Genomic DNA, 26048 nt, shown 5'->3' with positions numbered 1-26048 from the left:
TGGAGGACATTCACCCCTTCTTCGGCGCCAACGCTGCGAGCGGAGTGGCTAGCTCCGGCCAGGCCGCAGTCCGGTGGGTCTGAAGCTGCGGGTCGCTGATCGTATTGTCCCAATCGACCGCGAGGAAGCGTTTGCCGGTTATTTTGTCGCCCTCGCTGGTCAAGAGCGCCAGAATCATCGGAGCCATCATCTCGGGGCGGATAAGCGTCTCGCGATCAAGGCCATCCCTATCGGGAACCATGGCCGTGTCTACCGGCCCGCCCGGCAACACGACGTTGACGGTGATGCCTGATTCATCGAGTTCGCGCGACAGCATCATCGACCATGCTTCGAGAGCCGCCTTTGACGGTCCGTAGGGGGAAAAGCCCGGCCGCATCATGGTCAAGTAGCTCGTGCTGACGTTAATGATGCGGCCCCATTTCTGCGGACGCAGGCGCGGAACGACTTGGCGCGACATGTTGAACGTGCCGCAGACATTGGTCAGCATGAATTTTTTCCACAGTTCTTCGCTGACGTCTTCGATCTGCAAGGGGAGAGTCTCGTAATGTGGGTGCACGGCGTTCATGCCGAGCGCGGCATTGTTGATGAGGACATGCAATCCACCGAAATGCTCTGCAGCAGCATCCACGCCCCGTTTGCAATTCGCCGGATCAGTGATGTCGACCTGCAAGGCAAGGAACTTGTCTTTCCCAACGCGCTGCTCAACCCGGCTCACACCATCCAGATTGATATCCATGCCAGCAACACGCACCCCTTCCTTGACAAGCGCTTCAGCAATGGCAAGGCCGATACCTGCACCGGCCCCCGTTATGATCGCAACCTTCCCCTTGAAATCCGAATACGGCATAAATCCTCCCAATTGCGTGGCTTAGTCCGTCGATCGGGAACGTTCCGATGACAACGGGCCAACTAGTCGCCCAGGAGGCGACGCAGTTCTGATAATGATACGACGGCGTTAGCCCCAGTCGCGATTGGGAAGTGATGCATCGTCTCGGACGATGCCACCAGCGCTCATCCTTGGCCACGGCGTCACTTGCCAATCGCGTCGGTCGACCGTCCGCAATTCGGATAGCTCCCATGCAACTCCGTCAAGACCTGCGCGACACCATTTTTGGAAGGACTCAATCGCTGGCTGAGATGCCTGACGCGCCGGGTTTTTCCCTCCTACCCGAAGTCACTCCTGAAACGCTTCCTCGCGCTTCGAGCGTATGCTGGGCAACAGCACCAGGACCAACAGTATCGCGGCCAGAACGATCAGCATGAGGCTGCCGGGCCGGGTGAGGAACACGGTCGGGTCGCCACGGGAAAGCACCATTGCCCGCCGCAGGTTCTCCTCCAGCATCGGTCCCAGCACGAAGCCGAGCAGCAGCGGCGCTGGTTCGAAGTCGAGCTTGATCAGGATGTAGCCGACGAGGCCGAACAGGGCCATTGTGTAGATGCTGAACGAGTCGTTGTAGACGCTGTAAGCGCCGATGCAGCAAATCGCAACGATCGCCGGAGCGAGGTAGTGGTACGGCACCATCAGCATCCGCACCCATATGCCAATCAGAGGCAGGTTAAGCAGGACCAGCATCAGATTGCCGACCCACATCGAGGCGATCAGACCCCAGAACAGGGCCGGCTGCTCAGTGGCGACATTCGGGCCAGGTGTAATGCCCTGGATAACCAACGCGCCGATCATCATCGCCATTACCGGGTTGGAGGGGATGCCGAGCGTCAGCATCGGGATGAATGAGGTCTGCGCGCCGGCATTGTTGGCGCTTTCTGGCGCCGCGACCCCTTGAATAGCGCCCTTGCCGAACTGCGACCGGTTTTTCGAGACACGGCTCTCGACCGCATAGGCCGCGAACGATGCCAGGACTGCGCCACCGCCGGGCAAGATCCCAAGCACGGTGCCGATGCCAGTCCCTCGCAAGACCGGGGCTATGACGCTCTTGAGCTCCGCAGCCGTCAACATGAGTTTGCTCACCTTGCGAACAATTACGTTGCGCTTCTGCTCATGCTCGATGTTGAAGATGATCTCGTTGATACCGAATACGCCCATGCTGAGCGCGACGAAATCGAGCCCGTCGGCCAAGCTCGGTATGCCGAACGTGTATCGCAGCGTGCCGCTCTCGACATCGGTCCCGACCAGGCCAAGCAGCAGGCCCAGCACGATCATCGCGAACGCCTTGAGCAGCGAACCTGACGCAAGCGTAACTGATGCAACGAGGCCGAGCACCATCAGGGAGAAATACTCTGCCGGGCCGAACTTCAGCGCAAAGCCGGCCAGCACCGGAGCGAACAGCGCCAGGATGAGCGTTGCGACCGTTCCGGCGAAGAACGAACCCAGTGCCGCCACCGCCAACGCCTGACCCGCCCTGCCCTGCTTGGCCATCTCGTAGCCGTCAATCGCGGTCACGATCGAGCCGGCTTCGCCCGGCAGGTTGATCAGGATGGCGGTGGTGGAGCTTCCGTATTGCGCACCGTAGTAGATGCCGGCCAGCATTATCATCGCCGTGTCGGGCGACAGGCTGAAGGTCAGCGGCAGAAGCATGGCAATTGTTGCCACCGGCCCGAGACCCGGCAAGACCCCGACAGCTGTGCCTAGCAGGCAGCCGACGAAGCAGTACAGCAGGTTCCACGGGTTCAGTGCCGTCTGGAAACCAAGCTCAAGATTGGAAAAGAAGTCCATGAAAAATGTTCTTCAGCTGGTGATTTTCACGGGCTGGGGGAAGCCGAAGGCCACCAGTAACCGAAAGATAGCCATTGCCCGATGATCGGGATGGGCAATCCGAGCGCATAAACGAAAAGGAAGGCGCAGACGAGAGACAGCACGAGGGCTAGCGTGATGGAGGGGATCCACTTCGTGTAGCTGCTGGCCATGGTCGTCGCCAGAATGCAGAGCGCCAGCGAGATGAACAGGCCGAGCCCTTTGAGGGTTAGGGCGAAGACCATGATCGAGCCCAGGACGAGGACAAGCGCACGCCAAGGGATCGTCAGCGCCTCGCCTGCCCCGCTTTTTGAACGCAATGCGTTAACGATGATGGCAAGCCCCAGAACGACCATCAGCAGGCTCAGAACGATCGGAAAGTAGCCCGGCCCCATTCGCGAAGCGCTGCCGACCGTCAACCCGCGACCGAAGTAAAGGAACGCTGCACCGGTGGCGAGCACCAGCGTCCCACTGATCACGTCTCTCGGCTTTTCAAGTTGAGATGGCATCGTGAGGACCCGGTGCATAAATCATAGGCCGAAGCAGCAGGAGCCAAGGCAGGTCAGAACCTGCCTGGTTCGGGGTGCTTGATGCCGCTTGGCGATATGGGGCTAATGGCGGATTTCGCATCGAAAACTCCAATCCGCGAGCAACGTTCATGCCAGACTTAGGGCGGCCCAAAACGAATGAGCCGCCCGCGACGAACCGTCAATCGGTAATCCGGATGTTCTGCTTTTCGGCGATGGTCTTGAACGTGTCGAGTTGCTTGACCACGAAATCCTTGAACTCAGCGCCGGCAAGCGGCGAAGTATACAGGCCAGAGTCAGCCAGACGCTTTGCCACTTCCGGCTTGACCAAGGCGTCGGCGACGGCCTTGCTCAGCTTGTCGGTGACTTCCTTAGGCATGTTCGCGGGACCCATGAGGGCGAACCAGCCCGTGACGGTGGCGTCGCCGAGGCCGGCTTCGGCCAAAGTCGGCACATCCGGCACTACCGGTACGCGCTCGGGAGAGGTCACGGCCAGCAGCTTGATGGTGCCAGTGTTGAGATGGGCGGAGATGTCCTTCACCGTGCCGAACATGCCGTCGATCTGGCCTCCGACGAGGTCGGTCACAGCACCGGCAGCTCCTTTGTAGGCGACGTGGGTGATGTTGATGCCTGCCGCCAGGGCCATACGCACACCCTCAATGTGCAGCGAACCGCCAACACCCGAAGAGCCGTAGTTGAACTTGCCGGGATTGGCCTTCGCGTATTCGACGAAATCTTTCATGGCGTTGAGCGGCAGCTTCGTGCTGACAGCGAACACCAGTGGAAACTCGACGACCCGGGAAATGAAGGTCAGGTCGTCCGGGATCTTGTAGGCGACGTCCGGCTTGACGGCCGGCAGTATCGCAATCGCGTCGTTGTTGCCAAACAGAAGCGTATAGCCATCTGGATCCGCGCGCTTGACGGCATCAACGGCGATTGCCGAAGAGGCGCCGGGGCGGTTATTGACGATCACCGGCTGTCCGAGGCTGGTCGACAGTGACTCGGCGAGGACGCGGGCGGCGAAGTCGGTTGCGCCACCGGGGAGGTAGCCGACGATTACTTCGATCGGCTTGTTCGGATAGTCATCAGCCGCCTTGGCGCAGTTGGCGCCAGCGAGCGACAGCAGTACCAGCGACAGCGCTCTCAGCATGGCATGGGCTGATTTTTTGTAGGATCCAATCATTCTTCTCTCCCTTTTTATTGCTTTTTCGAGGCTTCCATCCCGCAGCGAGACTTTGCTAGCGTCACGTCCCAAAGGAACCGTAGACAGCGCACCCGAATTCCTGCCGCCAACTAAAAGCCCATCACCGTTCCTCTTGGCCTCCCGCGGCACTTCGCGACGGCATGGCCGACGGCGCAGTACGGCGACCTTATAAAAAGAAACGGCGCAAAAAGGTGAGTCGTAGATTCTTATGCCGGCATCGCACACTGCGAGGATAAGGCTTCTGCTCGGAGCCAGGTGCCGCGGTATGCTTTACCGATAGACGGCGGAGCGGAGAGAATATGGCAAAGCATGGTAGAGCGAGCCAGGCCCGGTTGCGCAGCCGCAAGCATTACGAATGAGGGTGAGCGAGGAACCGTTCCGCTTCGATGGCGGCCATGCAGCCGAGGCCGGCAGCGGTTACCGCCTGCCGATAGACATCGTCGCTTACATCGCCTGCCGCAAAGACGCCCGGAACGCTGGTGCGCGTCGATCCAGGCTCAACCCAGATGTAGCCACCGGGCTTCTGTCGGAGCTGGTCGCCAAAGACCCGGACGGACGGGCTGTGGCCGATCGCGACGAACAGCCCGTCGGCAGGCAGGTTCTGCACGGCACCCGTTCTGGCATGCCTGAGGCGAATGCCTTCGACGGAGAGCGCCGGTTCTTCGTTGCCCAGAACTTCATCCACTACATGCTCCCAGACGACCTCGATTTTCGTGTCGTTGAACAGTCGTTGCTGCAGGATTTTCTCCGCTCGCAAACTGGCACCACGGTGCACGAGCGTGACCTTAGACGCATATTTGCTGAGGAATAGCGCTTCCTCGGCCGCGGTGTTGCCCCCGCCAACCACCACGACGTGCTTGCGGATGAAGAATATGCCGTCGCATGTAGCGCAAGCGGAGACACCGAAGCCGCGGAAACGCTCTTCCGAAGGCAGGCCAAGCCACCTGGCCTGGGCGCCGGTCGCGATGATGAGCGCCTCGGTCTCGTAGCGCTTGCCGGACGACGTGATTACCCTGAACGGCCGCTCGCTGAGATCGGCGGTTTCGACATGGTCAGTGACGATAGTCGCCCCGCAGTGTTCCGCCTGTTTCTGCATCTGCTCCATGAGCCATGGGCCCTGGACGATGTCGGGGAATCCCGGATAGTTCTCGACATCCGTGGTTACCGTCAGCTGTCCACCAGGTTGCGGCCCACAGATCAGCACGGGATTGCACAGCGCGCGTGCCGCATAGATGGCGGCGGTGTAGCCCGCCGGCCCCGACCCGATAATGATGACCCGTGTGCTCATTCGTTCGCCCAGGATTGCTGGTGGGTTTGCCCGGCTCGACGGTATTGCCCGCCCGCCTCGGTTATCCGCTGCCTCGCGCCCGCTCCGAAAAGCAGCGGTCCGACGTAGCCATCAGCTGGCATGGCGGGAGAGGCCGTCGTTGGCAACCGCGGCGGCGCTATTCCCAGAGGGCGACCGGCATCGGCAGACCGTCATAGAGTTTCGCGTCGACAGTCTTGGAGAGAGGAATATCAAAGCCTTCGAGTACCGCCTGCAACTGGCGCGTATGCTGCGCCGAGTGCCAGGTCTGGCGCTCAAGTACCTCCCAGCCCGAACGCACGCCATAATAAGTCCGGACGGTCCATAGGCAGGCGCGGTCCTGCAAGCCATCCCACCAGCCCGTCAGGGTCGCGATCGATGCGTCGGCAAAAGCAAGGATGTCGGCATTGTTTTTCATGTCATCAGGCGCGGGAAGATTGACGTAGTGCGCCCAATCCTCGAATTCTCCCGCGACGTTGCGGACGAACACGTCAGGTATCTGGAAGATGTGATAGGCAAGGCCAAGGACCGTTCGCTCCAGGCGGTTCGGAATGGGATGGTGGCCGAGCTTGTCCACCGGAATCTCCACGATCAGTGATCTCGCTACCGCGAGAAATTCCTGCCAGCGCCGATGGAGCTCTTCAGGCGGCAGTCGCTCGACGCCGTCTCGCTTCCTGCCGACGAACTCGGCGACCTGGTCGAGCGACTGGGCGAAGGTGAACTTCTCGCCGCGCGATACGACAGGCAAAGACTTCGCGCCGAGCTTGGCGAGGTCGGCTGCGCCTTGCTCGTTCTCGAGCAGGTTCACGGATTCGAACGGCACGCCGAGACTGGTCAGGAACTCCTTCGTCTTGACGCAGGCCGAGCATCCAGGCACCCAGAAAACCCTGATCGGATCGGTGTACATGTATAAATCTCCTGCTCTTGAACCGAGAATCTTGAAATCCTTCGATTTGCGTGCGGCGCGGCGGACCACGCGATCCCAGTCGGGATCAGCCGGCAAACTGTAGCGTCCCCGGATTGTCTAAAGCGTCGTGGGCAGCAACTGAAGACGCCATTCGGGAAGGGGGGCATCGTGATCGGCGATGTGCCGGGCCGCGGCATCGTCGGGCACGATGCTTTCCTTCCCGTTTGCGACTTTCGATCATGGAAGCCTGCTTTTAAGAGAGGCCGAGACTGGCGCCACGTCCGCGTCGGCGCTCTCGTCTGAACCATGAAGGGGCAAAGAGAGCATTCAATGCCGAGCAGCCGGTCAAACGCTATCAGGGCGGGGCATGCTCCATTTGGCCCGGGGGTGTGCCGGCGAAGATGAGCTGGGCTCCTACCACCCGCCGCCTCCCGTAGGTTCTCACCACCAGACGGATGCGGGCGCCAACATTGAGGGATTGTGAATGCGACTTGCGGGTAAGACTGCGCTGATTACCGGCGGAACGAGCGGCATCGGGCTTGCTGCGGCGCGGACATTCGTCCGCGAAGGCGCGCGTGTGGCGCTCTGCGCACGCGACGGCAAGAAAGCCCAGGCGCTGGCAGCCGAGCTGGGTCCGGGTAGTGTCGGCGTCCACATGGACGTCTCCGACCTGGACTCCATCGCGGCTGGTGCGGTGCTTGCCTCGGAAGCGCTCGGAGGCATCGACATCGTCTTCGCCAATGCCGGCATCACCGTGTTCAAGCCGTTCGCCGACTGGACCGGCGAGGATTTCGATAAGCTTTTTGCTGTCAACACCAAGGGCCAGTTCTTCACGGTCCAAAAGGCAGCACCCTTCATGCGCGATTGCGGCGTGGTGATCCTGACGGGGTCGATCGCCGCCAAGACCGGTCAGCCCAATATGGCACTGTACGCGGCTTCGAAGGCTCCGGCCTTGGCCCTAGCCAAGGCGATTTCGGCAGACCTCTTGTCGCGCCGCATCCGTGTCTTCTGCCTGTCGCCAGGACCAACCAAGACCGCCGTGTTCACCAGCGAAGGACCGTTCGCCAACGGCGCCGAAAAGGCGCTGGCGACCGTTCAGGCACGCGTGCCGATCGGCCGCGCCGCCGATCCATCCGAGCAGGCGGAAGTGGCGCTTTTCCTCGCCTCCGACGCCTCGTCCTTCATGCTGGGCACCGAGATCGTCGTTGACGGGGGCAAGAGTCAGCTTTGAGATGACCGCTCGGCGGGCCTGTCCCTTGAAAGAGATGCGGCATTGTTAGGAGCCAGCTAACTGCAGTGGCTTCCAAGCCCCAGGGGCCCCCCGTGTTGCTTGAAGATAAGTAGTTTGGACGGTCTGTTCGGATCGACGCCCGTTGCCGGGAGTCGGGTTGGATGCGCCCGTGGACGAGCGTCGGGAGGGGAAGCTGTCCACCCGACACGCCTTGGCCAGAATCGATGGTGAGCCGATCAACTCGGTGCGACAATCGCCAGTCATCGCGCGTTGCGATGACACCCTTCCCAACAAAGACTCCTTGGGGCGGACGTCACTACGTTAGAAAATGGCCCCGAACGTATCGGCGGGCGCCATGCTACTCACCGGCTGCGGCTGAGCATCACCGCCTTTGGTTGCTTGCTTCGTTTGATCTGCTTCCTATGGGAGAAAAATATGATGAGCTTAGGCCGGCCTCGCGCGGCTCTCACCATGCTGGACAAGATCTGGTCGCAGCACAGCATCCTCGACCGCGCGGACGGTGAGACGCTGCTCTATGTCGACCGGCATCTCATCCACGACGGTTATCAGCCAGCATTCGAGTTCCTTCGGGCGCGCGGCTTGCGCCCGAGAGCTCCTCATCAAATTTTCGGCACGCCCGACCACTACGTGCCGACTGACGTGCGTCAGGTTGCGCGCATTCCCAGCGCCGAGCGCCGCGGCATGGTCGAGTCGCTGATGGAGAACGCCAAGGAGCTCGGCTTCACCGTGTTTGAACTTGCCGACAGCCGGCAGGGCATCGTGCATGTCATCGGCCCCGAGCAGGGCATCAGCCAGCCGGGCATGACCATCGTTTGCGCCGACAGTCATACCTCGACGCACGGCGCGCTGGGCGCTCTGGCGTTCGGCGTCGGCATGACGCAGGCAACGCAGGTGTTGGCCACCCAAACGCTATGGCAGCGCAAACCGAAATCCATGCGGATTTCCGTCGAGGGCGAACTGGGCTTCGGCGTAAGCGCCAAGGATGTCATTCTCGCCATTATCCGTAAGATCGGCGCCGCTGGCGCGGTCGGCTATGTCATCGAATATGCCGGCTCCGCCATCCGTGATCTGACCATGGAAGGCCGCTTGACTGTCTGCAATATGTCGATCGAGGCCGGCGCGCGCGCCGGCATGATCGCGCCAGACCAGGTGACGTTCGACTATGTGAAGGGCCGGCCCTATTCGCCCTCGGGAGAAGCTTGGGACAAGGCGGTCGAGCGCTGGTCGCAGCTCGGCTCGGATCCCGACGCCGTGTTCGACAGGGAAGTCACACTCGACGCGGCCGAGATCGCGCCGATGGTAACCTGGGGCACGAGCCTTGAGGACGTCGCTCCAATCGACGCGCTAGTGCCAGACCCGGATCGCGCCAACACCGCCGAGCGCCGCGAAGCCATGTCGAAGGCGCTTACATATATGGGACTCGAACCCGGCACGTTGCTGGCTGAAATCCCGGTCGACCGGGTATTCATCGGCTCGTGCACCAATGGCCGGATCGAGGACTTGAGATCCGCCGCGGCGGTCGTCAAAGGCCGGACGGTCCATCCGAGAGTCGAAGCTTGGATCGTGCCTGGGTCTGGCCTGGTCAAGGCTCAGGCGGAGGCTGAGGGGCTGGACAGCATCTTCCTCCACGCCGGTTTCGAGTGGCGCGAGGCGGGCTGTTCGCTTTGCCTGGGAACCAATGGCGAGACCGTGGCTTCCGGCAAGCGCTGCGCCTCGACCTCAAATCGTAATTTCGTCGGCCGACAGGGCCGCGGCGCACGTACCCACTTGATGAGCCCGACCATGGCGGCCGCAGCCGCTATCACCGGCCACCTCACCGACGTTCGCCAGTTTCAGCGAGGAGAATGACCATGGAACCGTTCAAGTCGGTCACGGCGACAGCCGTTCCCTTTCCTGGCGTCAATGTCGATACCGACCAGATCCTGCCGGCGCGCTTCCTTTCGAAACCCCGCGCCGAGGGCTTTGCCCAATATCTCTTCCACGATCTGCGCTTCGACGACGGCGGCAAGGAGCGGGAAAATTTTGTACTTAACACGCCACCCTATCGCCACGGCGAGATCTTGGTTGGCGAAGATAATTTCGGTTGCGGCTCGTCGCGCGAAAATGCCGTCTGGGCGGTTGCCGACTATGGTTTCCGGGTTGTCGTCGCGCCAAGCTTTGGCGACATCTTCTTCTCCAACAGCTTGAAGAACGGTCTGCTGCCAGTGGTACTGAAACGCGACGCAATCAGCAGCATCATGATCCAGCTCAAGGAACAACAGGGGGCGACCATTGAGGTCGATCTCGCCGCACAGACTCTGACCGCCCCGAACGGAGCGGTCCATTCCTTCGAGATAGATGAGTTCTCCAAGCACTGCTTGCTAAACGGCATCGACGAACTCGACTACACGCTGTCACAGAAGGACCAAATCGATGCCTTCGAGAAGCGCCACGCGGCCGAGCAGGGCTGGACCGTTCCGGACTGATAAGCGCGAATGCCTTCATCGCCCAAATGGCAGGTTTGGCGTAGCAAGGAACTTGTTGTCTATCGGCCGCGACCTTCCGGCTTTTGCGGCCGCCACGACTGCCGACTACGTCTTTAGAACGAGAAGTCATGTCGAGGAGTGACCCCTAAAATGAAGTTGTTGCATTATGGCCCGTTGGGCCAGGAAAAGCCCGGAATGCTCGATAAGGACGGCCGCATCCGCGACCTATCTGGCAAGGTGGCCAACTTTGCCGGTAGTACGTTGCTTCCGGAAAGTCTTGACGCACTACGCGCCATCGACCCGATGACCTTGCCCTTGATCGAAGGCAACCCGCGCCTCGGTGCCTGCGTTGCCGGCACCGGCAAGTTCATCTGCATCGGCCTGAATTATTCCGACCACGCCGCAGAGACGGGCGCGACGGTGCCGCCGGAGCCGATCATCTTCATGAAGGCCACGTCGGCCATTGTCGGCCCCAACGATCCGGTCGAAATCCCGCGTGGATCACTCAAGACCGACTGGGAAGTCGAGCTCGGCGTCGTCATCGGCAAGACCGCAAAATACGTGTCGGAGGCCGAGGCGATGGACTATGTCGCGGGCTATTGCGTCATCAATGACGTTTCCGAGCGCGCCTTCCAGGCTGAACGTCAGGGCCAGTGGACCAAGGGCAAGTCCTGCGATACGTTCGGACCGACCGGCCCGTGGCTGGTGACGGCCGACGAGATCGACGACCCGCAGAACCTCAAGATGCATCTCGAGGTCAACGGGCGCAAATTCCAGGACGGCTCGACCAAAACGATGATTTACGGCGTCCGCTATCTGGTGTCCTACCTGTCGCAGTTCATGAGCCTGCTGCCGGGAGACATCATCTCCACCGGCACCCCTCCTGGCGTCGGCCTAGGCCAGAAACCGAACATCTTCCTCAAGGCAGGCGACGTCGTTACGCTCGGCATCGAGGGCCTCGGCATGCAGCGTCAGGAGTTCTACCAAGGCTGACAGGGGCACACGCCCTGCACAGCGGCAACGGTTCGGGAAACTCGGCTACGACAACGTCGCGGTGCGCGCGGGCGACGCACCATGGGCTGGCCGGACGCCGCGCCCTTCGACGCCATCCTGGTGGCGGCTGCCGCGCCCGCCCCGCCGCCCGCCCTGCGCGAACAGCTCGACATCGGTGGCCGGCTCTTGATCCCGTCGGCGAAGACCCTACAGCCAGCGTCTCGTCAGGACCGCACGAAGGGCAGCCGCGACCTACAGGGAGGAGGATTTCGGCGGCGGCCGGTTCCTCCCGCTCATCGGCGAACAAGGCGGGCCCGAAGAGGACTGACGCGCGGCGCCAACCGTTCCCAATCCGGCCGCGCTTGACGCTGCCGGATTGTCGCTTAAGGACTAGCCGTTCCACCCAACAAAGGCAGAACGGCATGTTCCATCCCGATTTCACGACGCTCAGAATCTTCCTTGCCGTCTACAATCTGGGCAACATCAGCAAGGCGGCGGCGCGCGAGAACATCGCGTCGTCGGCGATCAGCAAGCGCCTCCACTCGCTTGAATCGGAACTCGGGGCGCCGCTGTTCTATCGGCATTCGCGCGGCGTCGAGGCGACGCCCGCCGGCGAGATGCTCGCCAAGCACGCGGCGACCCTGTTCAGCCAGATCAACCGGATGACCTCGGAGATGAGCACCTTCGCCTCCGGCGTCGCCGGCCAGGTGCGCATTCACGCGCACACCTCGGCCATCGTTCAATACATGCCGAGCCAGATCGCCAGCTTCACCAAGGCCTATCCCTCGGTGAAGATCATCCTGGTCGAGGATTCGAGCCTCGGCGTCCTGCAGGCGACGATCGAGGGCCTGACGGACATCGGTATCCTGGCGGGCAACATGGCCTTCCCGGATGCGCTGGATGTCTTCGACTACAGGCACGACAAGCTGGTGGTTCTGGTTCCGGCCGGGCACCCGCTCAGCACGTCGGGCGGGGTGCGCTTTGCCGACACGCTCGGCTTCGACCATGTCGGGCTCGCCGTCACCAGTTCGCTCGGCACCCTGCTCGCGGGTGCGGCCGACGCGCTCAGCATGACGCTGAAGACGTGCATCGAGGTGAAGACCTTCGAATCGGCCGTGCGTATGGTCGAGGCCGGGCTCGGCATCACTATCCTGCCGGACGGCGTGCTGGCCGACAAAGTTGGCAACGACCGGGTCTGCGCCATTCCGCTGCTCGACGAATGGTCGACGCGTCCGCACGTCATCTGCGTCCGCAACGACCGACAGCTGACGACCGCGGCGCTGTTCATGCTCGATCACCTGCGGTCCGTCCCATAGCGGTGATCGCCAGCCGCCGCCGATCGTCGCTGTTTGATAAGGGGGGCCTGCCGAACCGATACTGTCGCGTCGGCGGCAGCCATCATAACGTCGCGCCGTGTTCACCAGCATCGGGTCCAGGATCGCAAACCGGTCTTCGGCAAGCGCGATGCATCCATTCAAAGCGTGGGCGTCCATCCCCGTCGGGGAGATACGGCGCTCCGGGAGAATTTCATGAGAGAGAACTCTTTTCGGCTCGCGATCATGCCGGGCGACGGCATCGGCGTCGAGGTTATGGAGGCGGCGACGGCGGTGCTGGGGGCGATCGAGAAGCGTCACGACATCGGCTTCAAGATGGAGCGCGTCAATGGCGGCGCCCGCCAGTATCAGGAGACCGGCGTCGCCATGACCGAAGAGGGATTCGAGGCGGCCGAACGGGCCGACGCCATCCTGTTCGGCGCCATGGGTTCGCCGGACATCCGCCATCCCGACGGCACCGAGCCAGCCCCCCAGCTCGACATGCGCTTTCGCATGAAGCTCTACGCGGGCCTGCGCCCGATCCGGGCCATTCCCGGCGTGCCGCTGGCTCTGGCTTCGCCGCGCGCTTCCGAGATCGATTTCGCGCTGGTGCGAGAATCGACCGAGGGGCTGTTTGCCTCGCGCGGCAAGGGCATCGTGACCGACGACAAGGTCGCCACCGACACGATGCGGATCACGCGCGACGTCACCGAGCGGGTGTCGCACTTCTCCTTCAAGCTCGCCGAGCGACGCGCCCGGCGGCGCAAGCGCAAGGGCACGGTGACGCTCATCGACAAGTCAAACGTGTTCCGGTCGTTCGCCTTCATGCGCAAGATCTTCTTCGAGGTCGCCTCGCAGCATCCCGACGTCATGGCGGCCCAGCATTCGATCGACGCCACCGCGCTCGACCTCATCCGCCGGCCGTGGGATTTCGACGTGATGGTCACCGAGAACATGTTCGGCGACATCCTGTCGGACCTGGGGGCCGGGCTCGTCGGCGGAATGGGCTTCGCGCCGTCGGCCGATATCGGCGACGACCACGCTTTGTTCCAGCCCTGCCATGGCACCGCGCCCGACATTGCCGGCCAGGGCATCGCCAATCCGGTCGCGATGATCCTGTCGACCGCCATGATGCTCGACTGGCTCGGCGCCCGCCATAGCAGCGAGGCCTGCCTGGAAGCAGCCGACGAGATCGAGACCGCCGTTGACGCGGCGTTTGGCGCCGGCTCGGTTCGTCCCTATGACATTGGCGGCAGCGACGGCACGGGCGCGATCGCCCGGGCGATCATCGAGCGGCTGGCACCGCGCGCCAGGGTCTGAAACGCCAGCTTCAGGGTGGAATTCATGGCACTATCTCTTCCCGAAGCGCTCGACCTCAGCGGCCAGCGCATTGTCGTCACCGGCGCGGCGAGCGGGATCGGCCGGGCGACGGCAAGCGCTCTCGCCAGCCTCGGCGCCGACCTGCTGCTCGCCGATGTCTCGAGCCTCGACGCGACCTGTGCCGATCTCATCGCCCACAACGTCGTTCCCGAAACGGTCCAGGGCGACCTCCTGACGCCCGGCGCCATAGCCCGGCTCTTCGCCTCCGGGCCGGTCCGCGCGGTCGTCCATTGCGCGGGCATCGTTCCGACGCAGATTCCCTGGGACCAGGACCCAAACTGGGAAGCCCGCTTCGCCCGGACCATGGCGGTCAACGTCCGGCTGCCGATCGAACTCGGTCACGCCGGCATCGCCCACATGGCCGGGAACGGCGGCGGCCGGTTGATCCTCATCGGCTCGCTGGCCGGCTGGCACGGCGGCACGCTGACGACGACGCCGCCCGATTACGTCACCTCCAAGGGCGGGTTGCACGCGCTGGTCCGCCTGCTTGCCCGCAAGGCTGCGCCGGGCGGCGTTCTGGTCAACGGCGTCGCCCCCGGACCGGTCGTGACGCCGTTCAGCGCCAACATCGACTTTCCGCGCGAAAACTTTCCGCTCGGACGCATGGCCACCGCCGAGGAGATCGCTTGGCCGATCGCCTTCCTGTGCACGAAGGGGGCGAGCAATTTCTGCGGCGAGATCGTCAACGTCAATGGCGGCGTCTTCTTCGCCTGATGACGGGCCGTTGACGCCATGAGCGACAGCTTCGATCCCGACCGCGCGGCAGAGGGACTGGCGAACGCATGGCGCGCCGGTGCGCAGCCGGCCGGATTGCGCGCCGACGTACGGCCGCGCAGCCTCGCCGAAGGCTACGATGTCCAGGACCGGCTGATCGCACTCCTCGGCCATGCGGTAGTCGGCTGGAAGATCGGCCTCGCCGGGCGCAACTTCTATCGCGGCGCCGGTCTCTCCCGTCCGATCTTCGGGCGCATCCTGGCGCCGCGCCGCCACGTCAGTGGCGAAGACGTCATCGTGCCTCGCGATGCCAGCGTCACTATCGAACTGGAGATCGCGCTCGTGCTGGCGTGCGATGCGGGACCCGTCGTCACCCCAGACCTGATCGAATCCGCGCATATCGGCTTCGAAATCGTCTCCTCGCGCCTTCCCGACCGCCAGAGCATCGGCGTGCCGGCCACGATCGCCGACAATTGCGTGTCGCATGCGGTGGTCCTGGGCCAAACCGTCGATCTTGACGCGATCGGCGACATCGCCGCACATGCCGGCGTCACGGTCGACGGCCATTTGCGCGCCCGCGGCCTGCGCGGCGACGATCTGCCCGATACGCTCGCGGTGCTCGGCCACCTGATCGCGCATCTGCGCGAACGGGGACAGGTCCGGAGGTGTAGCGGCGTGGTCTTCACGGGCACGCTGACGCAACCGTTCGACGTCGCGGCGCCGTGCGAACTCGCCGTCACCGGCACGGGATCGGCATTGCGTTGCCGGCTCGTGCCCGCTCCGTGAGGCCGCCGGCTTCACGGTCCACGGACAAAAAATGAGACAGGGAATACCGATGCGTTCGTCCAGACTGCCCACCCGATACGGCCGTATTTTCCCGCCGGACGAAGCCTGGCTGGCGACGGCAGAGCCGGAGGTCATTCTCGACCCCGAATTGGAGATCATCGACACCCATCATCATCTCTGGGACCTTCGCACCACCAGCGGCCACCGCTACATGCTCGACGAGTTCCTCGCCGATGCCAACAGCGGCCACACGGTCGTCGCCACCGTTCACATGAACGCTTACGAATGGGATCGCGCCTTCGGCCCGAAGGAGATGCAGCCCGTCGGTGAGACCGAGGTCGCCGCCGGCATCGCCGCCATGTGCGACAATGGCATCTACGGGCCGATCCGTGTTGCGGCCGGCATCGTCGGCTTCGCCGACCTGATGCTTGGCGACGGCGTCGCGCCGGTCCTGGAGGCGCATGTACGGGCCGGCGGCGGTCGTTTCCGAGGCATCCGCCACTCAGGCGGCTGGGACGCCGACCCGATCATCGGCAACAGCTTTCCGGGCATCGCGCCCGGGCTTTACGGGCAGCCGGATTTTCGCGCCGGATTTGCCCGGCTCGTCGCCATGGGCCTGTCCTTTGACGCCTGGCTCTACCATCCCCAGCTCGCCGACGTCACCGACCTCGCGCGCGCCTTTCCCGAGGCCAGCATCGTCATGGGCCATTGCGGCTGCCCGCTCGGCTACGGCCCCTATGCCGGCCGCAAGGACGAGGTCTTCGCCGCCTGGAAAGCGTCGATGGCCGAACTCGCCACGTGCCCGAACGTCTCGATCAAGCTCGGCGGCATGATGATGCGGCTTGCCGCCTACGACTACAACACCCGGCACGCGCCGCCGACCTCGGCCGAGCTCGCCTCCATGTGGGGTCCCTACATCGAGACCTGCATCGAACTCTTCGGAGCCGACCGCGCCATGTTCGAGAGCAACTTCCCGGTCGACCGGATGGGCATCGGCTATGCCGCCCTTTGGAACGCCTTCAAGCGCATCGTTTCCGGCGCATCCGACGGCGTGAAACGCGGGCTGTTTGCCGGCACCGCGAGGCGCGTCTACCGGCTGGATTGAACCGCCGCGCGGGCGGCGCCAGCCAACACATTTGGCGAGGTGGGGGGAACCGAACCGATAATATCTCTGCATCGCGCCGCCGGCTTAAGCTTCCCCGATAGGGAGGCGCGCGCGGTCGGCGGATCGGAGCGTGGCGGGCAGGCATTTCTGGAGCAGCCGGAAGTTAGGGAGGTCATGCAGTATCAGCTCCTATTCGCGCCCGTGTTCGCGAACATGGACCATCTTCTAACGGGCGCGTGGATCACCATCCAGCTCTCGTTCGTTGCCATGATTCTCGGCCTGATCGTCGGCGTCGTGCTGGCCTTTGCCAAGACCGGCGGGCCGCCCCCGCTGCGCTGGCTGATCGACGCCTATATCGAGCTCGTCCGTAACACACCCTTCCTGGCGCAGATCTACTTCATTTATTTCGCGCTGCCGGAATTCGGCATCCGCATGACGCCGAACACCGCCGCCATCGTGGCGCTGGTGGTCAATGTCGGCGCCTTCGCCACCGAAATCATCCGGGCCGGCATCGAATCCATCGCCAAGGGCCAGGTCGAGGCCGGCGTCGCGCTCGGGCTCAACCGCCTGCAGATCTTCCGCTACATCATCCTGAAGCAGGCGGTGCGTACCATCTACCCGGCGCTGACCAGCCAGTTCGTCTACCTGATGCTGTCGACCAGCGTCGTCTCGGTGATCTCGGCGACGGACCTGGCCGCCGCCGGCAACGACATCCAGCAGCGAACCTTCACCGCCTTCGAGGTCTATCTTGTCATCACCGGCATGTACCTCGTCATGTCGCTCGGCTTCTCCGGCCTGTTCCGCCTGATCCAGCGCCTCGCCTTTAACTATCCCTTAAGCCGGTAGGAGCGAGGTCATGATCCGCCCCTTCGGCATACAGGAATTCTGGTTCATCGTTCTGGCTGTCCAGTGGACCATCGCGCTTTCGGCCGCCGCCTTTGCTGGCGGCGCCGTCGGCGGACTCGTGGTGGCGCTGGCGCGGGTGTCGAAATACCGGCTGCTCTGCCTGCCGGCGCTCGGCTTCATTCGCCTGTTCCAGGGCACGCCGCTCTTGATGCAGCTCTTCCTCACCTATTTCGGCCTGCAGATCATCGGCTTCGGCGTCAGCCCCTGGGTGGCGGCCGCACTGGCGCTTACCGTGCACGCCGCCGCCTTTCTCGGCGAGATCTGGCGCGGCTGCATCCAGGCGGTGCCGGAAGGCCAGAGCGAGGCGAGCTGGGCGCTTGGCCTGTCCTATTTCGATCGGATGAAATCGGTGATCCTGCCGCAGGCCGCGCGCATCGCCGTGGCGCCGACCGTCGGCTTCCTCGTCCAGCTGATCAAGGGCACGTCGCTCGCCTCGATCATCGGCTTCGTCGAGCTGATGCGCGCCGCGCAGATCATGAACAACGCGACCTACTCGCCGCTCAAGGTCTACGGGCTGGTGACCATCATCTACTTCTGCCTGTGCTGGCCGCTTTCGGTCTACGCCCGGCGCATGGAAGGGCATTACGCCGCTCTGGCGACACGCTGACGTCTCGAATTGTCCGGACCCTCGATGTCGGGGATCCATTTTTTGAAAGGGAGGATACACCTGATGACACTCTGGAAAAATGCTCTGACGTTCGTCGCGAGCGTCGCGGTCGCGGCGGCCGTCACCGTGATGCCGGCTTCAGCCCTGACCTTGAAGGAAATCAAGGACAAAGGCACGATCACCGTCGGCTCGCTGGTCGATTACCCACCCTTCGGCCTGCTCGATTCCAACGGCCAGGCCGTCGGCTACGATCCCGATCTCGCCAAGGAGTTCGCCGACAGCATCGGCGTCAAGCTGACCATCCTGCCGGTGACCTCGGCCAACCGCATCCAGTACCTGCTGTCGGGCCAGGCCGACGTGCTGTTTGCCACGCTCGGCATCACCGAGGAACGCCTCAAGGTTGTCAACTTCTCGGTGCCCTATGCCGGTCTCGAGCAGTTCGTCTATGGCGACAAGGATATCGCCATCACCGACAAGGCGGGCCTCGCGGGCCAGACGATCGGCGTCACCCGCGGCACCACGCAGGATACCGCCGTGACGGCAATCGCCGCGGCCGACACCAACGTCCAGCGCTACGACGACGACGCCTCCTCCGCGCAGGCACTGATCTCCGGCCAGGTGCCGCTGCTCGGCGTTGCCGACATCGCGATCGGCCAGATCGAAAAGACGGCGCCGGACCGCTTCACCAAGAAGTTCCTGCTGCGCCAGCAGGCGCAGGGTATCGTCGTTCGCAAGGACTCGCCCGAGCTGCTTGCCGCCGTCAACGACTTCCTGAACGGGAAGAAGAAGGACGGAAGCCTGGGCAAGCTGCACGAGCAATGGATGAAGGCGCCGTTGCCGGACTTCATCGAAAACGCCGAGAAGTAGGTTCAGGCACGGCCGGCCGCAGGGAGATGTCCACGTGAGTTCAGAACAGGCGAACGCAACCGTCTCGCTCGCGGTGAGCATGGAAAACGTCGAGAAATACTACGGCGCTTTCCATGCGCTGAAGGCCGTCAACCTGACGGTCCGCACAGGCGAGCGAATCGTCCTTTGCGGCCCGTCCGGCTCGGGCAAGTCGACGCTCATCCGCTGCATCAACCAGCTCGAGCAGGTCCGCAGCGGCAGGATCGTCGTCGACGGCATCGAACTCACCGCGGGGCCGAAGAACGTCGAGGCGGTGCGCCGCAACGTCGGCATGGTGTTCCAGCAGTTCAACCTGTTCCCGCACATGACGGTGCTCGAAAACTGCACGCTAGCGCCCATGAAGGTTTCCGGCATCGCCAAGGCGAAGGCGGAGGAGACCGCGCGCAAATACCTCGCCCGCGTGCGCATTCCCGAACAGGCCCACAAATATCCCGCCCAGCTTTCGGGCGGCCAGCAGCAGCGCGTGGCGATCGCGCGCGCGCTCTGCATGAATCCCAGGATCATGCTGTTCGACGAGCCGACCTCCTCGCTCGACCCGGAGATGGTCAAGGAAGTCCTCGACACCATGATCGAACTGGCCAACGAAGGCATGACCATGCTCTGCGTCACCCACGAGATGGGCTTCGCCCGCCAGGTCGCCGACCGCGTCATCTTCATGGACCAGGGCGAGATCGTCGAGATGGGCGAGCCGGGCACCTTCTTCGACAATCCGAGGGAAGCCCGCAGCAAGGCGTTCCTCAGCCAGATCAGCCATTGAACATGGCGTGCGCCCTGTACTGAAGCGGCGACGGCAGATGCTGCCGGATACGAGGATTTGAACATCATGCGCGCCGTGGTTCTGCATGCCGAGAGAAGACCTGCGCGTCGAGGAAAGGGCTAGGCCCGAACCTGGCCCCTAACAGGTGCTGGTGCGGATCGCCAATGGCGGCATCTGCGGCTCCGACCTGCATTGTTACAACCATGGCGGCTTCGGGCCGGTCCGAGTGCGCGAGCCGATGATCCTCGATCACGAGATTTCCGGGCATGTCGCGGCGCTCGGCGCCGGTGTCGTGGGCGTGCAGTTGGGCGCGATGGTCGCCGTCAGTCCGTCGTCGCCCTGCGGCCCTTGCGGCTTCTGCCGCAGCGGCCAGCCGATCCACTGTTCCGACATGTGCTTCCTCGGCAGCGCGATGCGCACGCCGCTCGTGCAGGGCGGGTTTGCCGACTACATCGTCTGCGACGCCGCCAACGCCGTCGCCATGGCTGCCGGCGTCGACGCCGCGATCGGCCTCCTCCTCCTGCTTTCGGCGCGACTGGCGCGCGCGAAGTGGTGGTCACCGACATCCTCGACAAGCCGCTCGCCCTCGCCCCTTCGCTCGGCGCCGACCATACGGTCAACGTCGGGCGGTCGGGCCGGATGCGCTGGCCGGCTATGAGTCCAACAAGGGCTATTCGACGTCGTCTTCGAGGTCGCCGGCCAGTCGCTGACCATCGCCCGGGCACTGCGCGCGACACAGCCGTGCAGCACCATCGTGCTCGTCGGCCAGGGCGCCGTCCCCGAACTGCCGATCTCGACCATCGTCGGCAAGGAACTGGTGCCGCGGCAGCTTCCGCTTCGCAGGCGCGTTTTCTCGCCGCCAAGCTCATTGGTTCGGGCCGGATCGACGTGGCGCCGCTGCTCAGCGCGACCACGCCGGTCACTGATGCCAATGACGCCTTCCTGCTGGCAGGCGACAAGAGCCGGGCGATCAAGGTACAGATCGCCTTCGCCTGAACGCAGTCGTCGCGCGGCGATCGCCTTCCGCCCGCGCGACGCAGGCTGCCGCCACGTTCCGCGAGGTGGGGGGTGCCCAACGGATACTTTCCTTCGCCGGGCTCTCCGTTAGTTTCGATGGGAGGAAGACCCTCGATACGATGCGCCTCATAGCACGCACCGCGAAACCCGCCGGTGCTCCCCTTTTTCCAAATTCGAAGAGAAGACCGCCATGTCCAGCAAGAAACCTGTAGCCATCGTCTTCGACACATTCGGATCCGTGGTGGACTGGCGCGGCAGCCTGGTCGCCGAAATGAAGGAACTCGGTGGCAAGCGCGGCGTCAACGGCGACTGGGCCGCCGTCGCCGACGCATGGCGCCACGGCTATCACCGGATGCTCGATGAAGTAACCGCGGGCACGCGGGACTACGGCCTCCTCGACGACCTGCATCGCGAACTGCTCGACGAGGCCATGCGCGATGTTGGCGTCACCGGCTTCAGAGAGGACGACCTGCGCGACATCAACCTCGGCTGGCATCGCGTCAAGGCCTGGCCGGATGCCGTGGCGGGCCTGACGCGGCTGAAGACCAAATACATCGTCGGCTCGCTTTCGAACGGCAACGTGCGCCTGCTGGTCGACATGGCCAAGGGCGCGAACCTGCCGTGGGACGTGGTCTTCGGCTCCGACATGTTCTCACGCTTCAAGCCGCATCCCGACACCTACCTGGGCAGCGCCCGGCTGCTCAATCTCGAACCGGGCGAGGTCATGCTGGCGTCGGCGCACAATGGCGACCTCGCCAACGCGCGCAAGTACGGTTTGATGACCGGCTTCTTCCTGCGTCCCACCGAATTCGGCCCCAACCAGGCGATCGACCTTGCCGCCGAGGCGGATTGGGATGTCATCGCCGACGACATCGAGGACATGGCCACCAAGCTCGACACCTGACGGTGGCGGTCGCGCCATTGGCGCCGGCATTCTCCTTCTCGGTCGTCCTAGGCTCGCCCGCTTCCTACCTCATCCTGAGCTTGTCGAAGAACACTGTCCCGATTGCGAAGGCAGGGCGTGGTGACGACAAAGCGCGGCCATCCCTCCACCCGAATATCACCGTTTCCTCGCCGTTCGCGATGCCGACATGGTGAACAACGATTTGAGCCCTCTTGCCGGGGCGGCTAGGACTTCGGTTGGGGATTTGCCTCAGGACAGTGCTTCCAGGCAATATTTGTTCGGCTGCATGCTTCTATAATTCATCACCCCTATCACCGAATAGCTTCAGCAAACGAATTGGAGGTCTTCTTTCGCAGCAGGGAGGCAATGCCGGTACCCCAGGTACCGCATTCGCGAATGGCAGGAAGAGTTTGGAGGAGGAATTCAATGAAGAAATATATAGCGGCAGCTTTATTCTCGCTGTCCCTGGCATTTGCCGCGACGGCCCAGGAAGCCGCGCGACCGGACTTCATACCCGAGGCCGACTGGGGCAAGATCAAGGGTCTCATAGATCCGAGCCGTGTCCAGTGGCAGCCTTACAAAGGGATCGCCGTCAAGCAGGACGGGTCGCCCTACAAGGTGCTCTATTTGCCGGTGTGGATGGGCGACGACTACCAGGTCATCGCGCAGCATCTCCTGCAGACCCAGCTCGAGGAAGCCGGCGCGACTTTCACCACGAGCTCGGCCGAATTCGACGTGCCGACGCAGACGCGCCTGATGGAAGACGCCATCGCCACGCACGCCTACGACGCGATCGTGCTGCATCCCATCGACCCGACCTCCATGGCCACCACCATCGACAAGGCCATCGCATCCGGGATCGACGTCTACAACTGGGTGCTTCCGGCCAACACCGACAAGCTCACCGGCTTTGCCGGCTATGATGCCGACACGATGGAAGGCAACGGCCAGATCGGCGTGAAATTCTCCGAACTCGCCAAAACGGCGGGCGCTACCGCCGAGAAGCCTTATCGCGTGCTGGAGATCTGGGGCGCACGCGCCCTGCCGATCTGCCAGGCCCGTCACCACGGCGTCGGTCTGGGGCTGGCGGGAGATCCCGCCGTCGAGATCGTCGAATCGGTCGACACGTCCGGCCAGCCGGAGTCGGTGATCAAGGCTATCCAGGATGCCTTTGCCCGCTATCCCGACATCAAGGCCATCTATCCCCAGTTCGGCGATGCCGGCGCCATCACAGAGGGCCTGCGCTCCGTCGACCGTCTGGCGCCCGCCGGCGATCCGAACCACGTCGTCGTCATCCTCCAGGATATCGACAAGGCGATGCTGGCACCTTTGCGCGACGGCACCTTCGACTTCACGGTGTCGAACAACCCGTGGCACCAGATCGATGTCGTCGTGAAGCAGTTCCTCTGGCACACCGTGCTCAAGCAGCCGTTGGGCGACGGCGATGCCAATTCCGGAACGGTCAAGCTGCCGCGCCGCGTATTGCTGCCGATGCCGCTCCTGACGGGTGCGACGATCGACACGGATGCAGCGCATATGTGGGGCGGAACCGTCGCCTTCACCGACATGCCGCTCGGGAAGTGGAACTACTGGCCAGTCCTCGACACCAAGGAGATCGGCCTCCCCGTCCCGACGCTCGCCGACCGCAAGAGCCTCCTCGGCTATTGAGGCGCATCCGTTCGTCGCGCGGGTGGCTGCAATTCCACCGCGCGACAGACGCCGGGCGGTATCCAGGGAACAGGTGAGACACGCGTGGGTGACATCGTCCTGAGCATGGTGGGCATCACCAAGTCCTTCGGGAGCATCAAGATTCTGAGGGACGTGGCGCTCGAATTGCGCGCCGGCGAGGTCCACGCCCTTCTCGGCGAGAACGGCGCCGGCAAAAGCTCATTGATGAAGATCCTCATGGGCGTGCTGCGGCCCGACAGCGGCGAATACACGGTGCGCGGCAAGCAGGCCCAGTTTTCCAATCCATCCGAGGCGCAGCGCAACGGCGTCTCGATGGTCTATCAGGAGTTCGGCCTGGTCCAGTATCTGAGCGTCACCGAGAATATCCTTCTCGGCCGCCTGCCCGCCCGCTGGGGCAAGGTCGACTGGCCCAAGGCGCGCCGAGAGGCCGCGCAGATCCTGCAGCGGCTGGGCAGCAGAGTGTCGCCCGATGCCACGGTTGGCGACCTGAAGGTGGCCGACCAGCAGGAAGTGGAGATCGCGCGCGCCCTCTCCTACGATCCGGCCGTCTTCATCATGGATGAGCCATCCTCCGCCTTGTCGCGCGTCGAGATCGACAATCTCTATGGCCTCGTCAGGGTGCTCAAGCAGCGCGGCGTCGCCATCGTCTACATCTCGCACAAACTCGAAGAAGTCTTCGCGCTCGCCGACCGGGTGACGATCCTGCGCGACGGCGCCGTCGTCAAGAGCTGCGGCATCGCCGAAATCGACATGGCGACGCTGGTCGAGCGCATGACCGGCAAGCCGGTTGACAGCACATCAACGTTGCGGCAGGCGGCCGGACCGGGCGCCGGCAGGCTCCTCGAACTCTCCGGATTTTCCGCCGACGGCCTGTTCGAAGGAATCGACCTGACCATCGCGAAGGGCACCATCGTCGGCATCGCCGGCGTGATCGGCGCGGGCAAGAGCGAACTCGCGCGCGCCATCGTCGGTGCGCTGCCGGACGGAACCCGTGTCAAGGGCGGCCTTCACTTCGATGGCGTGGCGGTGAAGGTCGCCACGATGACGCCGAGCAAGGCGCGCCGGCTCGGCATCGGCTTCGTCAGCGAGGATCGCCAGGCCGAAGGCATCGTCCAGGAGCACTCGGTCGGCTTCAACATCGTGCTGCCGGCACTGAGCCGAGTGACGACTGCGGGCGTGCTCGTCGGCCGCCGGGTGCGCGGCCTGGTGGCCCGAGTGATGGACGATGTGGGGCTGCGGCCGCGCGAACCGGGCAAGCTCGTGCGACTGCTCAGCGGCGGCAACCAGCAGAAGGTGGTCATCGGCAAGTGGATCGCCGCCGGTTCGAAGCTCCTCATTCTCGACGAGCCGACCCGGGGTATCGACGTCGGCGCCCGCCAGGAGATCTACGACGTCATCCGCAGTCAGGTGCGGGAGCGGGGCGTCGGCGTTTTGCTGCTGTCATCCGACATGCGCGAGATCATGGTGGCGTCGGACCGCATCCTGATCATGGCGCAGGGCCGGATCACACGCGAAGTCGCGCCCGATCGGGTCAGCGAGCGCGACTTGCTCGAAATGGTGCTCGTGCGCGGCGACAAGGGCGCCGATATCGCTGGCGTGCCGGAGGCACACGGATGAAGAGCTTCCTGCGCAACGACAACGTGCTGCGCGCGCTCATGCTCGTGGCGCTGATCGTCGTGTTCGGCCTCTTAACCGGAGGCGTTACCTACAGTGCGCGCGGGCTGTCCAACATCCTGCTGCAGAGCTCCATCATCGGCATAGCCGCTATCGGCCAGACCTTTGTCATCCTGACGGGAGGCATCGACGTGTCGCTCTACGGCATCGGCGTCTTCGCAAGCGTACTTGGCGCTTCCACGCTGACCAGCCGCTTCGACCTCAACATGGTCGGCGGCGATCCTTGGCCAGTTCCCGTCGGTATCGCGATTATCCTGCTCGTCGGCATCGTGATGGGCGCCGTCAACGGCCTGCTGGTCGCGCGGCTGCGCGTGCCCGCGCTGATCGCGACGCTCGGCATGTGGCAGATCGGCCTGGGTCTCGCCCAACTCGTCGGCGGCGGCTACACGATCACCGATCTGCCTTCGAGCCTTAGCATGCTGGGACAGGGCTCGATCCGGGGCGTGCCCGTGCCGGTCATTGAGATGCTCCTGCTCTTCGCGCTGGCGCATTTCGTGCTCAGCCACACGTCCTTCGGCCGGGCCGTCTATGCCGTCGGCGGCAATTCCGCCAGCGCGTATCTCTCCGGCATCAAGGTCCGGCGCGTGCAGTTCCTCGTCTTCGTGATCTCGGGACTGATGGTCGCACTCGCCGCCCTGTCGATCGAATCGCGGATGATGTCGGTCTCGATCAGGACGCTGAGCGGGCTGCAGCTCGACAGCATCGCCGCTGTCGCGATCGGCGGCGTCAGCATCTATGGCGGCCGCGGCACCGTGCTCGGCGTGTTGTTAGGGACACTGATCCTCGCCGTCATCGACAGCGGCCTCGGCGCCATGGGCGCCAGCACCGACGTCCAGAACACGGTCAAGGGTGCGGTCATCATCCTGGCGGTGTCGATCGAATTCTTCCGCCGCCGCGAGCGGCCAACCCGCATCACGGCCTGACATGCAATTGCGGAGGCAACC

General features: G+C 63.7%; 26 protein-coding genes. 20 read left to right on the top strand and 6 right to left on the bottom strand.

Features of this window, described 5'->3' with window-relative positions; genetic code table 11:
* Positions 1-10: 10 nt before the first annotated feature.
* The 6 genes from EOB80_RS01180 to EOB80_RS01155 all read right to left on the bottom strand — a co-directional run bounded on the left by EOB80_RS01180 (position 11) and on the right by EOB80_RS01155 (position 6636).
* Positions 11-847, bottom strand: a complete 837-nt coding sequence (locus EOB80_RS01180; protein ID WP_024504889.1) for an SDR family oxidoreductase — start codon at positions 845-847, stop codon at positions 11-13.
* A 327-nt stretch (positions 848-1174) separates the two neighbouring features.
* Entirely contained in the window at positions 1175-2674 is a 1500-nt protein-coding gene (locus EOB80_RS01175) for a tripartite tricarboxylate transporter permease (protein WP_127326386.1), read from the bottom strand.
* 26 nt (positions 2675-2700) lie between these two features.
* Positions 2701-3219, bottom strand: coding sequence for a tripartite tricarboxylate transporter TctB family protein (locus EOB80_RS01170; RefSeq protein WP_081714390.1), 519 nt, complete (start codon positions 3217-3219; stop codon positions 2701-2703).
* 181 nt (positions 3220-3400) lie between these two features.
* Positions 3401-4648: a tripartite tricarboxylate transporter substrate binding protein gene (locus EOB80_RS01165; protein ID WP_164762481.1), complete on the bottom strand. Its 1248-nt coding sequence runs from the start codon at positions 4646-4648 to the stop codon at positions 3401-3403.
* A gap of 124 nt (positions 4649-4772) precedes the next feature.
* Positions 4773-5711: a thioredoxin-disulfide reductase gene (gene trxB / locus EOB80_RS01160; RefSeq protein ID WP_032899518.1), complete on the bottom strand. Its 939-nt coding sequence runs from the start codon at positions 5709-5711 to the stop codon at positions 4773-4775.
* Between the two features lie 157 nt (positions 5712-5868).
* Positions 5869-6636 carry a glutaredoxin domain-containing protein gene (locus EOB80_RS01155; protein WP_024504884.1) on the bottom strand — a complete coding sequence of 256 codons (768 nt, stop codon included), beginning with the start codon at positions 6634-6636 and terminating at the stop codon, positions 5869-5871.
* A 484-nt stretch (positions 6637-7120) separates the two neighbouring features.
* Between EOB80_RS01155 and EOB80_RS01150 the strand changes: the two genes are divergently transcribed.
* The 20 genes from EOB80_RS01150 to EOB80_RS01060 all read left to right on the top strand — a co-directional run bounded on the left by EOB80_RS01150 (position 7121) and on the right by EOB80_RS01060 (position 26027).
* Positions 7121-7867, top strand: coding sequence for an SDR family oxidoreductase (locus tag EOB80_RS01150; RefSeq protein WP_024504883.1), 747 nt, complete (start codon positions 7121-7123; stop codon positions 7865-7867).
* Between the two features lie 435 nt (positions 7868-8302).
* Positions 8303-9736, top strand: coding sequence for a 3-isopropylmalate dehydratase large subunit (gene leuC / locus EOB80_RS01145; RefSeq protein ID WP_348629032.1), 1434 nt, complete (start codon positions 8303-8305; stop codon positions 9734-9736).
* Positions 9737-9738: 2 nt separating this feature from the next.
* Positions 9739-10353 carry a 3-isopropylmalate dehydratase small subunit gene (leuD, locus tag EOB80_RS01140; protein WP_024504881.1) on the top strand — a complete coding sequence of 205 codons (615 nt, stop codon included), beginning with the start codon at positions 9739-9741 and terminating at the stop codon, positions 10351-10353.
* Between the two features lie 150 nt (positions 10354-10503).
* Complete coding sequence (locus tag EOB80_RS01135) at positions 10504-11346, top strand: fumarylacetoacetate hydrolase family protein (protein WP_024504880.1); 843 nt, start codon at positions 10504-10506, stop codon at positions 11344-11346.
* An 81-nt stretch (positions 11347-11427) separates the two neighbouring features.
* The gene (locus EOB80_RS01130) at positions 11428-11712 is read left to right on the top strand and encodes a hypothetical protein (RefSeq protein WP_196815412.1); all 285 of its coding nucleotides are present in this window, start codon (positions 11428-11430) and stop codon (positions 11710-11712) included.
* A 56-nt stretch (positions 11713-11768) separates the two neighbouring features.
* Entirely contained in the window at positions 11769-12662 is an 894-nt protein-coding gene (locus EOB80_RS01125; protein WP_024504879.1) for a LysR family transcriptional regulator, read from the top strand.
* 213 nt (positions 12663-12875) lie between these two features.
* Complete coding sequence (locus EOB80_RS01120; RefSeq protein WP_127326383.1) at positions 12876-13979, top strand: isocitrate/isopropylmalate dehydrogenase family protein; 1104 nt, start codon at positions 12876-12878, stop codon at positions 13977-13979.
* Positions 13980-14003: 24 nt separating this feature from the next.
* Positions 14004-14753, top strand: a complete 750-nt coding sequence (locus tag EOB80_RS01115) for an SDR family oxidoreductase (protein ID WP_032899540.1) — start codon at positions 14004-14006, stop codon at positions 14751-14753.
* A gap of 18 nt (positions 14754-14771) precedes the next feature.
* Positions 14772-15539: a hydratase gene (locus EOB80_RS01110; RefSeq protein WP_127326382.1), complete on the top strand. Its 768-nt coding sequence runs from the start codon at positions 14772-14774 to the stop codon at positions 15537-15539.
* Between the two features lie 49 nt (positions 15540-15588).
* Positions 15589-16644 carry an amidohydrolase family protein gene (locus EOB80_RS01105; protein ID WP_127326381.1) on the top strand — a complete coding sequence of 352 codons (1056 nt, stop codon included), beginning with the start codon at positions 15589-15591 and terminating at the stop codon, positions 16642-16644.
* A gap of 174 nt (positions 16645-16818) precedes the next feature.
* Positions 16819-17490 carry an amino acid ABC transporter permease gene (locus EOB80_RS01100; protein ID WP_024504874.1) on the top strand — a complete coding sequence of 224 codons (672 nt, stop codon included), beginning with the start codon at positions 16819-16821 and terminating at the stop codon, positions 17488-17490.
* A gap of 10 nt (positions 17491-17500) precedes the next feature.
* Positions 17501-18157: an amino acid ABC transporter permease gene (locus EOB80_RS01095; protein WP_127268072.1), complete on the top strand. Its 657-nt coding sequence runs from the start codon at positions 17501-17503 to the stop codon at positions 18155-18157.
* A gap of 63 nt (positions 18158-18220) precedes the next feature.
* Positions 18221-19024 carry a transporter substrate-binding domain-containing protein gene (locus EOB80_RS01090; protein WP_127268071.1) on the top strand — a complete coding sequence of 268 codons (804 nt, stop codon included), beginning with the start codon at positions 18221-18223 and terminating at the stop codon, positions 19022-19024.
* Between the two features lie 79 nt (positions 19025-19103).
* A complete protein-coding gene (locus tag EOB80_RS01085; RefSeq protein ID WP_032899517.1) occupies positions 19104-19820 on the top strand; it encodes an amino acid ABC transporter ATP-binding protein in 717 nt (238 codons plus the stop codon).
* 145 nt (positions 19821-19965) lie between these two features.
* Positions 19966-20478 carry an alcohol dehydrogenase catalytic domain-containing protein gene (locus EOB80_RS34975; RefSeq protein WP_245466209.1) on the top strand — a complete coding sequence of 171 codons (513 nt, stop codon included), beginning with the start codon at positions 19966-19968 and terminating at the stop codon, positions 20476-20478.
* 83 nt (positions 20479-20561) lie between these two features.
* Entirely contained in the window at positions 20562-20816 is a 255-nt protein-coding gene (locus EOB80_RS34970; RefSeq protein ID WP_245466208.1) for a hypothetical protein, read from the top strand.
* Positions 20817-21027: 211 nt separating this feature from the next.
* Positions 21028-21741, top strand: coding sequence for an HAD-IA family hydrolase (locus EOB80_RS01075; RefSeq protein WP_127326380.1), 714 nt, complete (start codon positions 21028-21030; stop codon positions 21739-21741).
* Positions 21742-22167: 426 nt separating this feature from the next.
* On the top strand, positions 22168-23409 hold the full coding sequence (locus tag EOB80_RS01070; RefSeq protein WP_024504867.1) for a sugar ABC transporter substrate-binding protein: 1242 nt from the start codon (positions 22168-22170) through the stop codon (positions 23407-23409).
* Positions 23410-23493: 84 nt separating this feature from the next.
* A complete protein-coding gene (locus EOB80_RS01065) occupies positions 23494-25047 on the top strand; it encodes a sugar ABC transporter ATP-binding protein (protein WP_127326379.1) in 1554 nt (517 codons plus the stop codon).
* Positions 25044-26027, top strand: a complete 984-nt coding sequence (locus tag EOB80_RS01060; RefSeq protein WP_024504865.1) for an ABC transporter permease — start codon at positions 25044-25046, stop codon at positions 26025-26027. Before EOB80_RS01065 ends, EOB80_RS01060 begins: the two co-directional genes overlap by 4 nt.
* The last annotated feature ends 21 nt before the right edge of the window (positions 26028-26048 follow it).

Source organism: Mesorhizobium sp. M7A.F.Ca.MR.245.00.0.0 (assembly GCF_003997415.1).
Taxonomy (GTDB): domain Bacteria; phylum Pseudomonadota; class Alphaproteobacteria; order Rhizobiales; family Rhizobiaceae; genus Mesorhizobium.
Note: the sequence above shows the minus strand (reverse complement) of the source record. Positions and strands in the feature narration are given on the sequence as shown.

Excerpts from the sequence above, each read along its gene's own strand:
- EOB80_RS01180 (WP_024504889.1), bottom strand. The coding sequence starts at position 847 with ATGCCGTATTCGGATTTCAAGGGGAAGGTTGCGATCATAACGGGGGCC.
- EOB80_RS01175 (WP_127326386.1), bottom strand. The coding sequence starts at position 2,674 with ATGGACTTCTTTTCCAATCTTGAGCTTGGTTTCCAGACGGCACTGAAC.
- EOB80_RS01170 (WP_081714390.1), bottom strand. The coding sequence starts at position 3,219 with ATGCACCGGGTCCTCACGATGCCATCTCAACTTGAAAAGCCGAGAGAC.
- trxB (WP_032899518.1), bottom strand. The coding sequence starts at position 5,711 with ATGAGCACACGGGTCATCATTATCGGGTCGGGGCCGGCGGGCTACACC.
- EOB80_RS01155 (WP_024504884.1), bottom strand. The coding sequence starts at position 6,636 with ATGTACACCGATCCGATCAGGGTTTTCTGGGTGCCTGGATGCTCGGCC.
- EOB80_RS01150 (WP_024504883.1), top strand. The coding sequence starts at position 7,121 with ATGCGACTTGCGGGTAAGACTGCGCTGATTACCGGCGGAACGAGCGGC.
- leuC (WP_348629032.1), top strand. The coding sequence starts at position 8,303 with ATGATGAGCTTAGGCCGGCCTCGCGCGGCTCTCACCATGCTGGACAAG.
- leuD (WP_024504881.1), top strand. The coding sequence starts at position 9,739 with ATGGAACCGTTCAAGTCGGTCACGGCGACAGCCGTTCCCTTTCCTGGC.
- EOB80_RS01135 (WP_024504880.1), top strand. The coding sequence starts at position 10,504 with ATGAAGTTGTTGCATTATGGCCCGTTGGGCCAGGAAAAGCCCGGAATG.
- EOB80_RS01130 (WP_196815412.1), top strand. The coding sequence starts at position 11,428 with ATGGGCTGGCCGGACGCCGCGCCCTTCGACGCCATCCTGGTGGCGGCT.
- EOB80_RS01125 (WP_024504879.1), top strand. The coding sequence starts at position 11,769 with ATGTTCCATCCCGATTTCACGACGCTCAGAATCTTCCTTGCCGTCTAC.
- EOB80_RS01120 (WP_127326383.1), top strand. The coding sequence starts at position 12,876 with ATGAGAGAGAACTCTTTTCGGCTCGCGATCATGCCGGGCGACGGCATC.
- EOB80_RS01115 (WP_032899540.1), top strand. The coding sequence starts at position 14,004 with ATGGCACTATCTCTTCCCGAAGCGCTCGACCTCAGCGGCCAGCGCATT.
- EOB80_RS01110 (WP_127326382.1), top strand. The coding sequence starts at position 14,772 with ATGAGCGACAGCTTCGATCCCGACCGCGCGGCAGAGGGACTGGCGAAC.
- EOB80_RS01105 (WP_127326381.1), top strand. The coding sequence starts at position 15,589 with ATGCGTTCGTCCAGACTGCCCACCCGATACGGCCGTATTTTCCCGCCG.
- EOB80_RS01100 (WP_024504874.1), top strand. The coding sequence starts at position 16,819 with ATGCAGTATCAGCTCCTATTCGCGCCCGTGTTCGCGAACATGGACCAT.
- EOB80_RS01095 (WP_127268072.1), top strand. The coding sequence starts at position 17,501 with ATGATCCGCCCCTTCGGCATACAGGAATTCTGGTTCATCGTTCTGGCT.
- EOB80_RS01090 (WP_127268071.1), top strand. The coding sequence starts at position 18,221 with ATGACACTCTGGAAAAATGCTCTGACGTTCGTCGCGAGCGTCGCGGTC.
- EOB80_RS01085 (WP_032899517.1), top strand. The coding sequence starts at position 19,104 with ATGGAAAACGTCGAGAAATACTACGGCGCTTTCCATGCGCTGAAGGCC.
- EOB80_RS01075 (WP_127326380.1), top strand. The coding sequence starts at position 21,028 with ATGTCCAGCAAGAAACCTGTAGCCATCGTCTTCGACACATTCGGATCC.
- EOB80_RS01070 (WP_024504867.1), top strand. The coding sequence starts at position 22,168 with ATGAAGAAATATATAGCGGCAGCTTTATTCTCGCTGTCCCTGGCATTT.
- EOB80_RS01060 (WP_024504865.1), top strand. The coding sequence starts at position 25,044 with ATGAAGAGCTTCCTGCGCAACGACAACGTGCTGCGCGCGCTCATGCTC.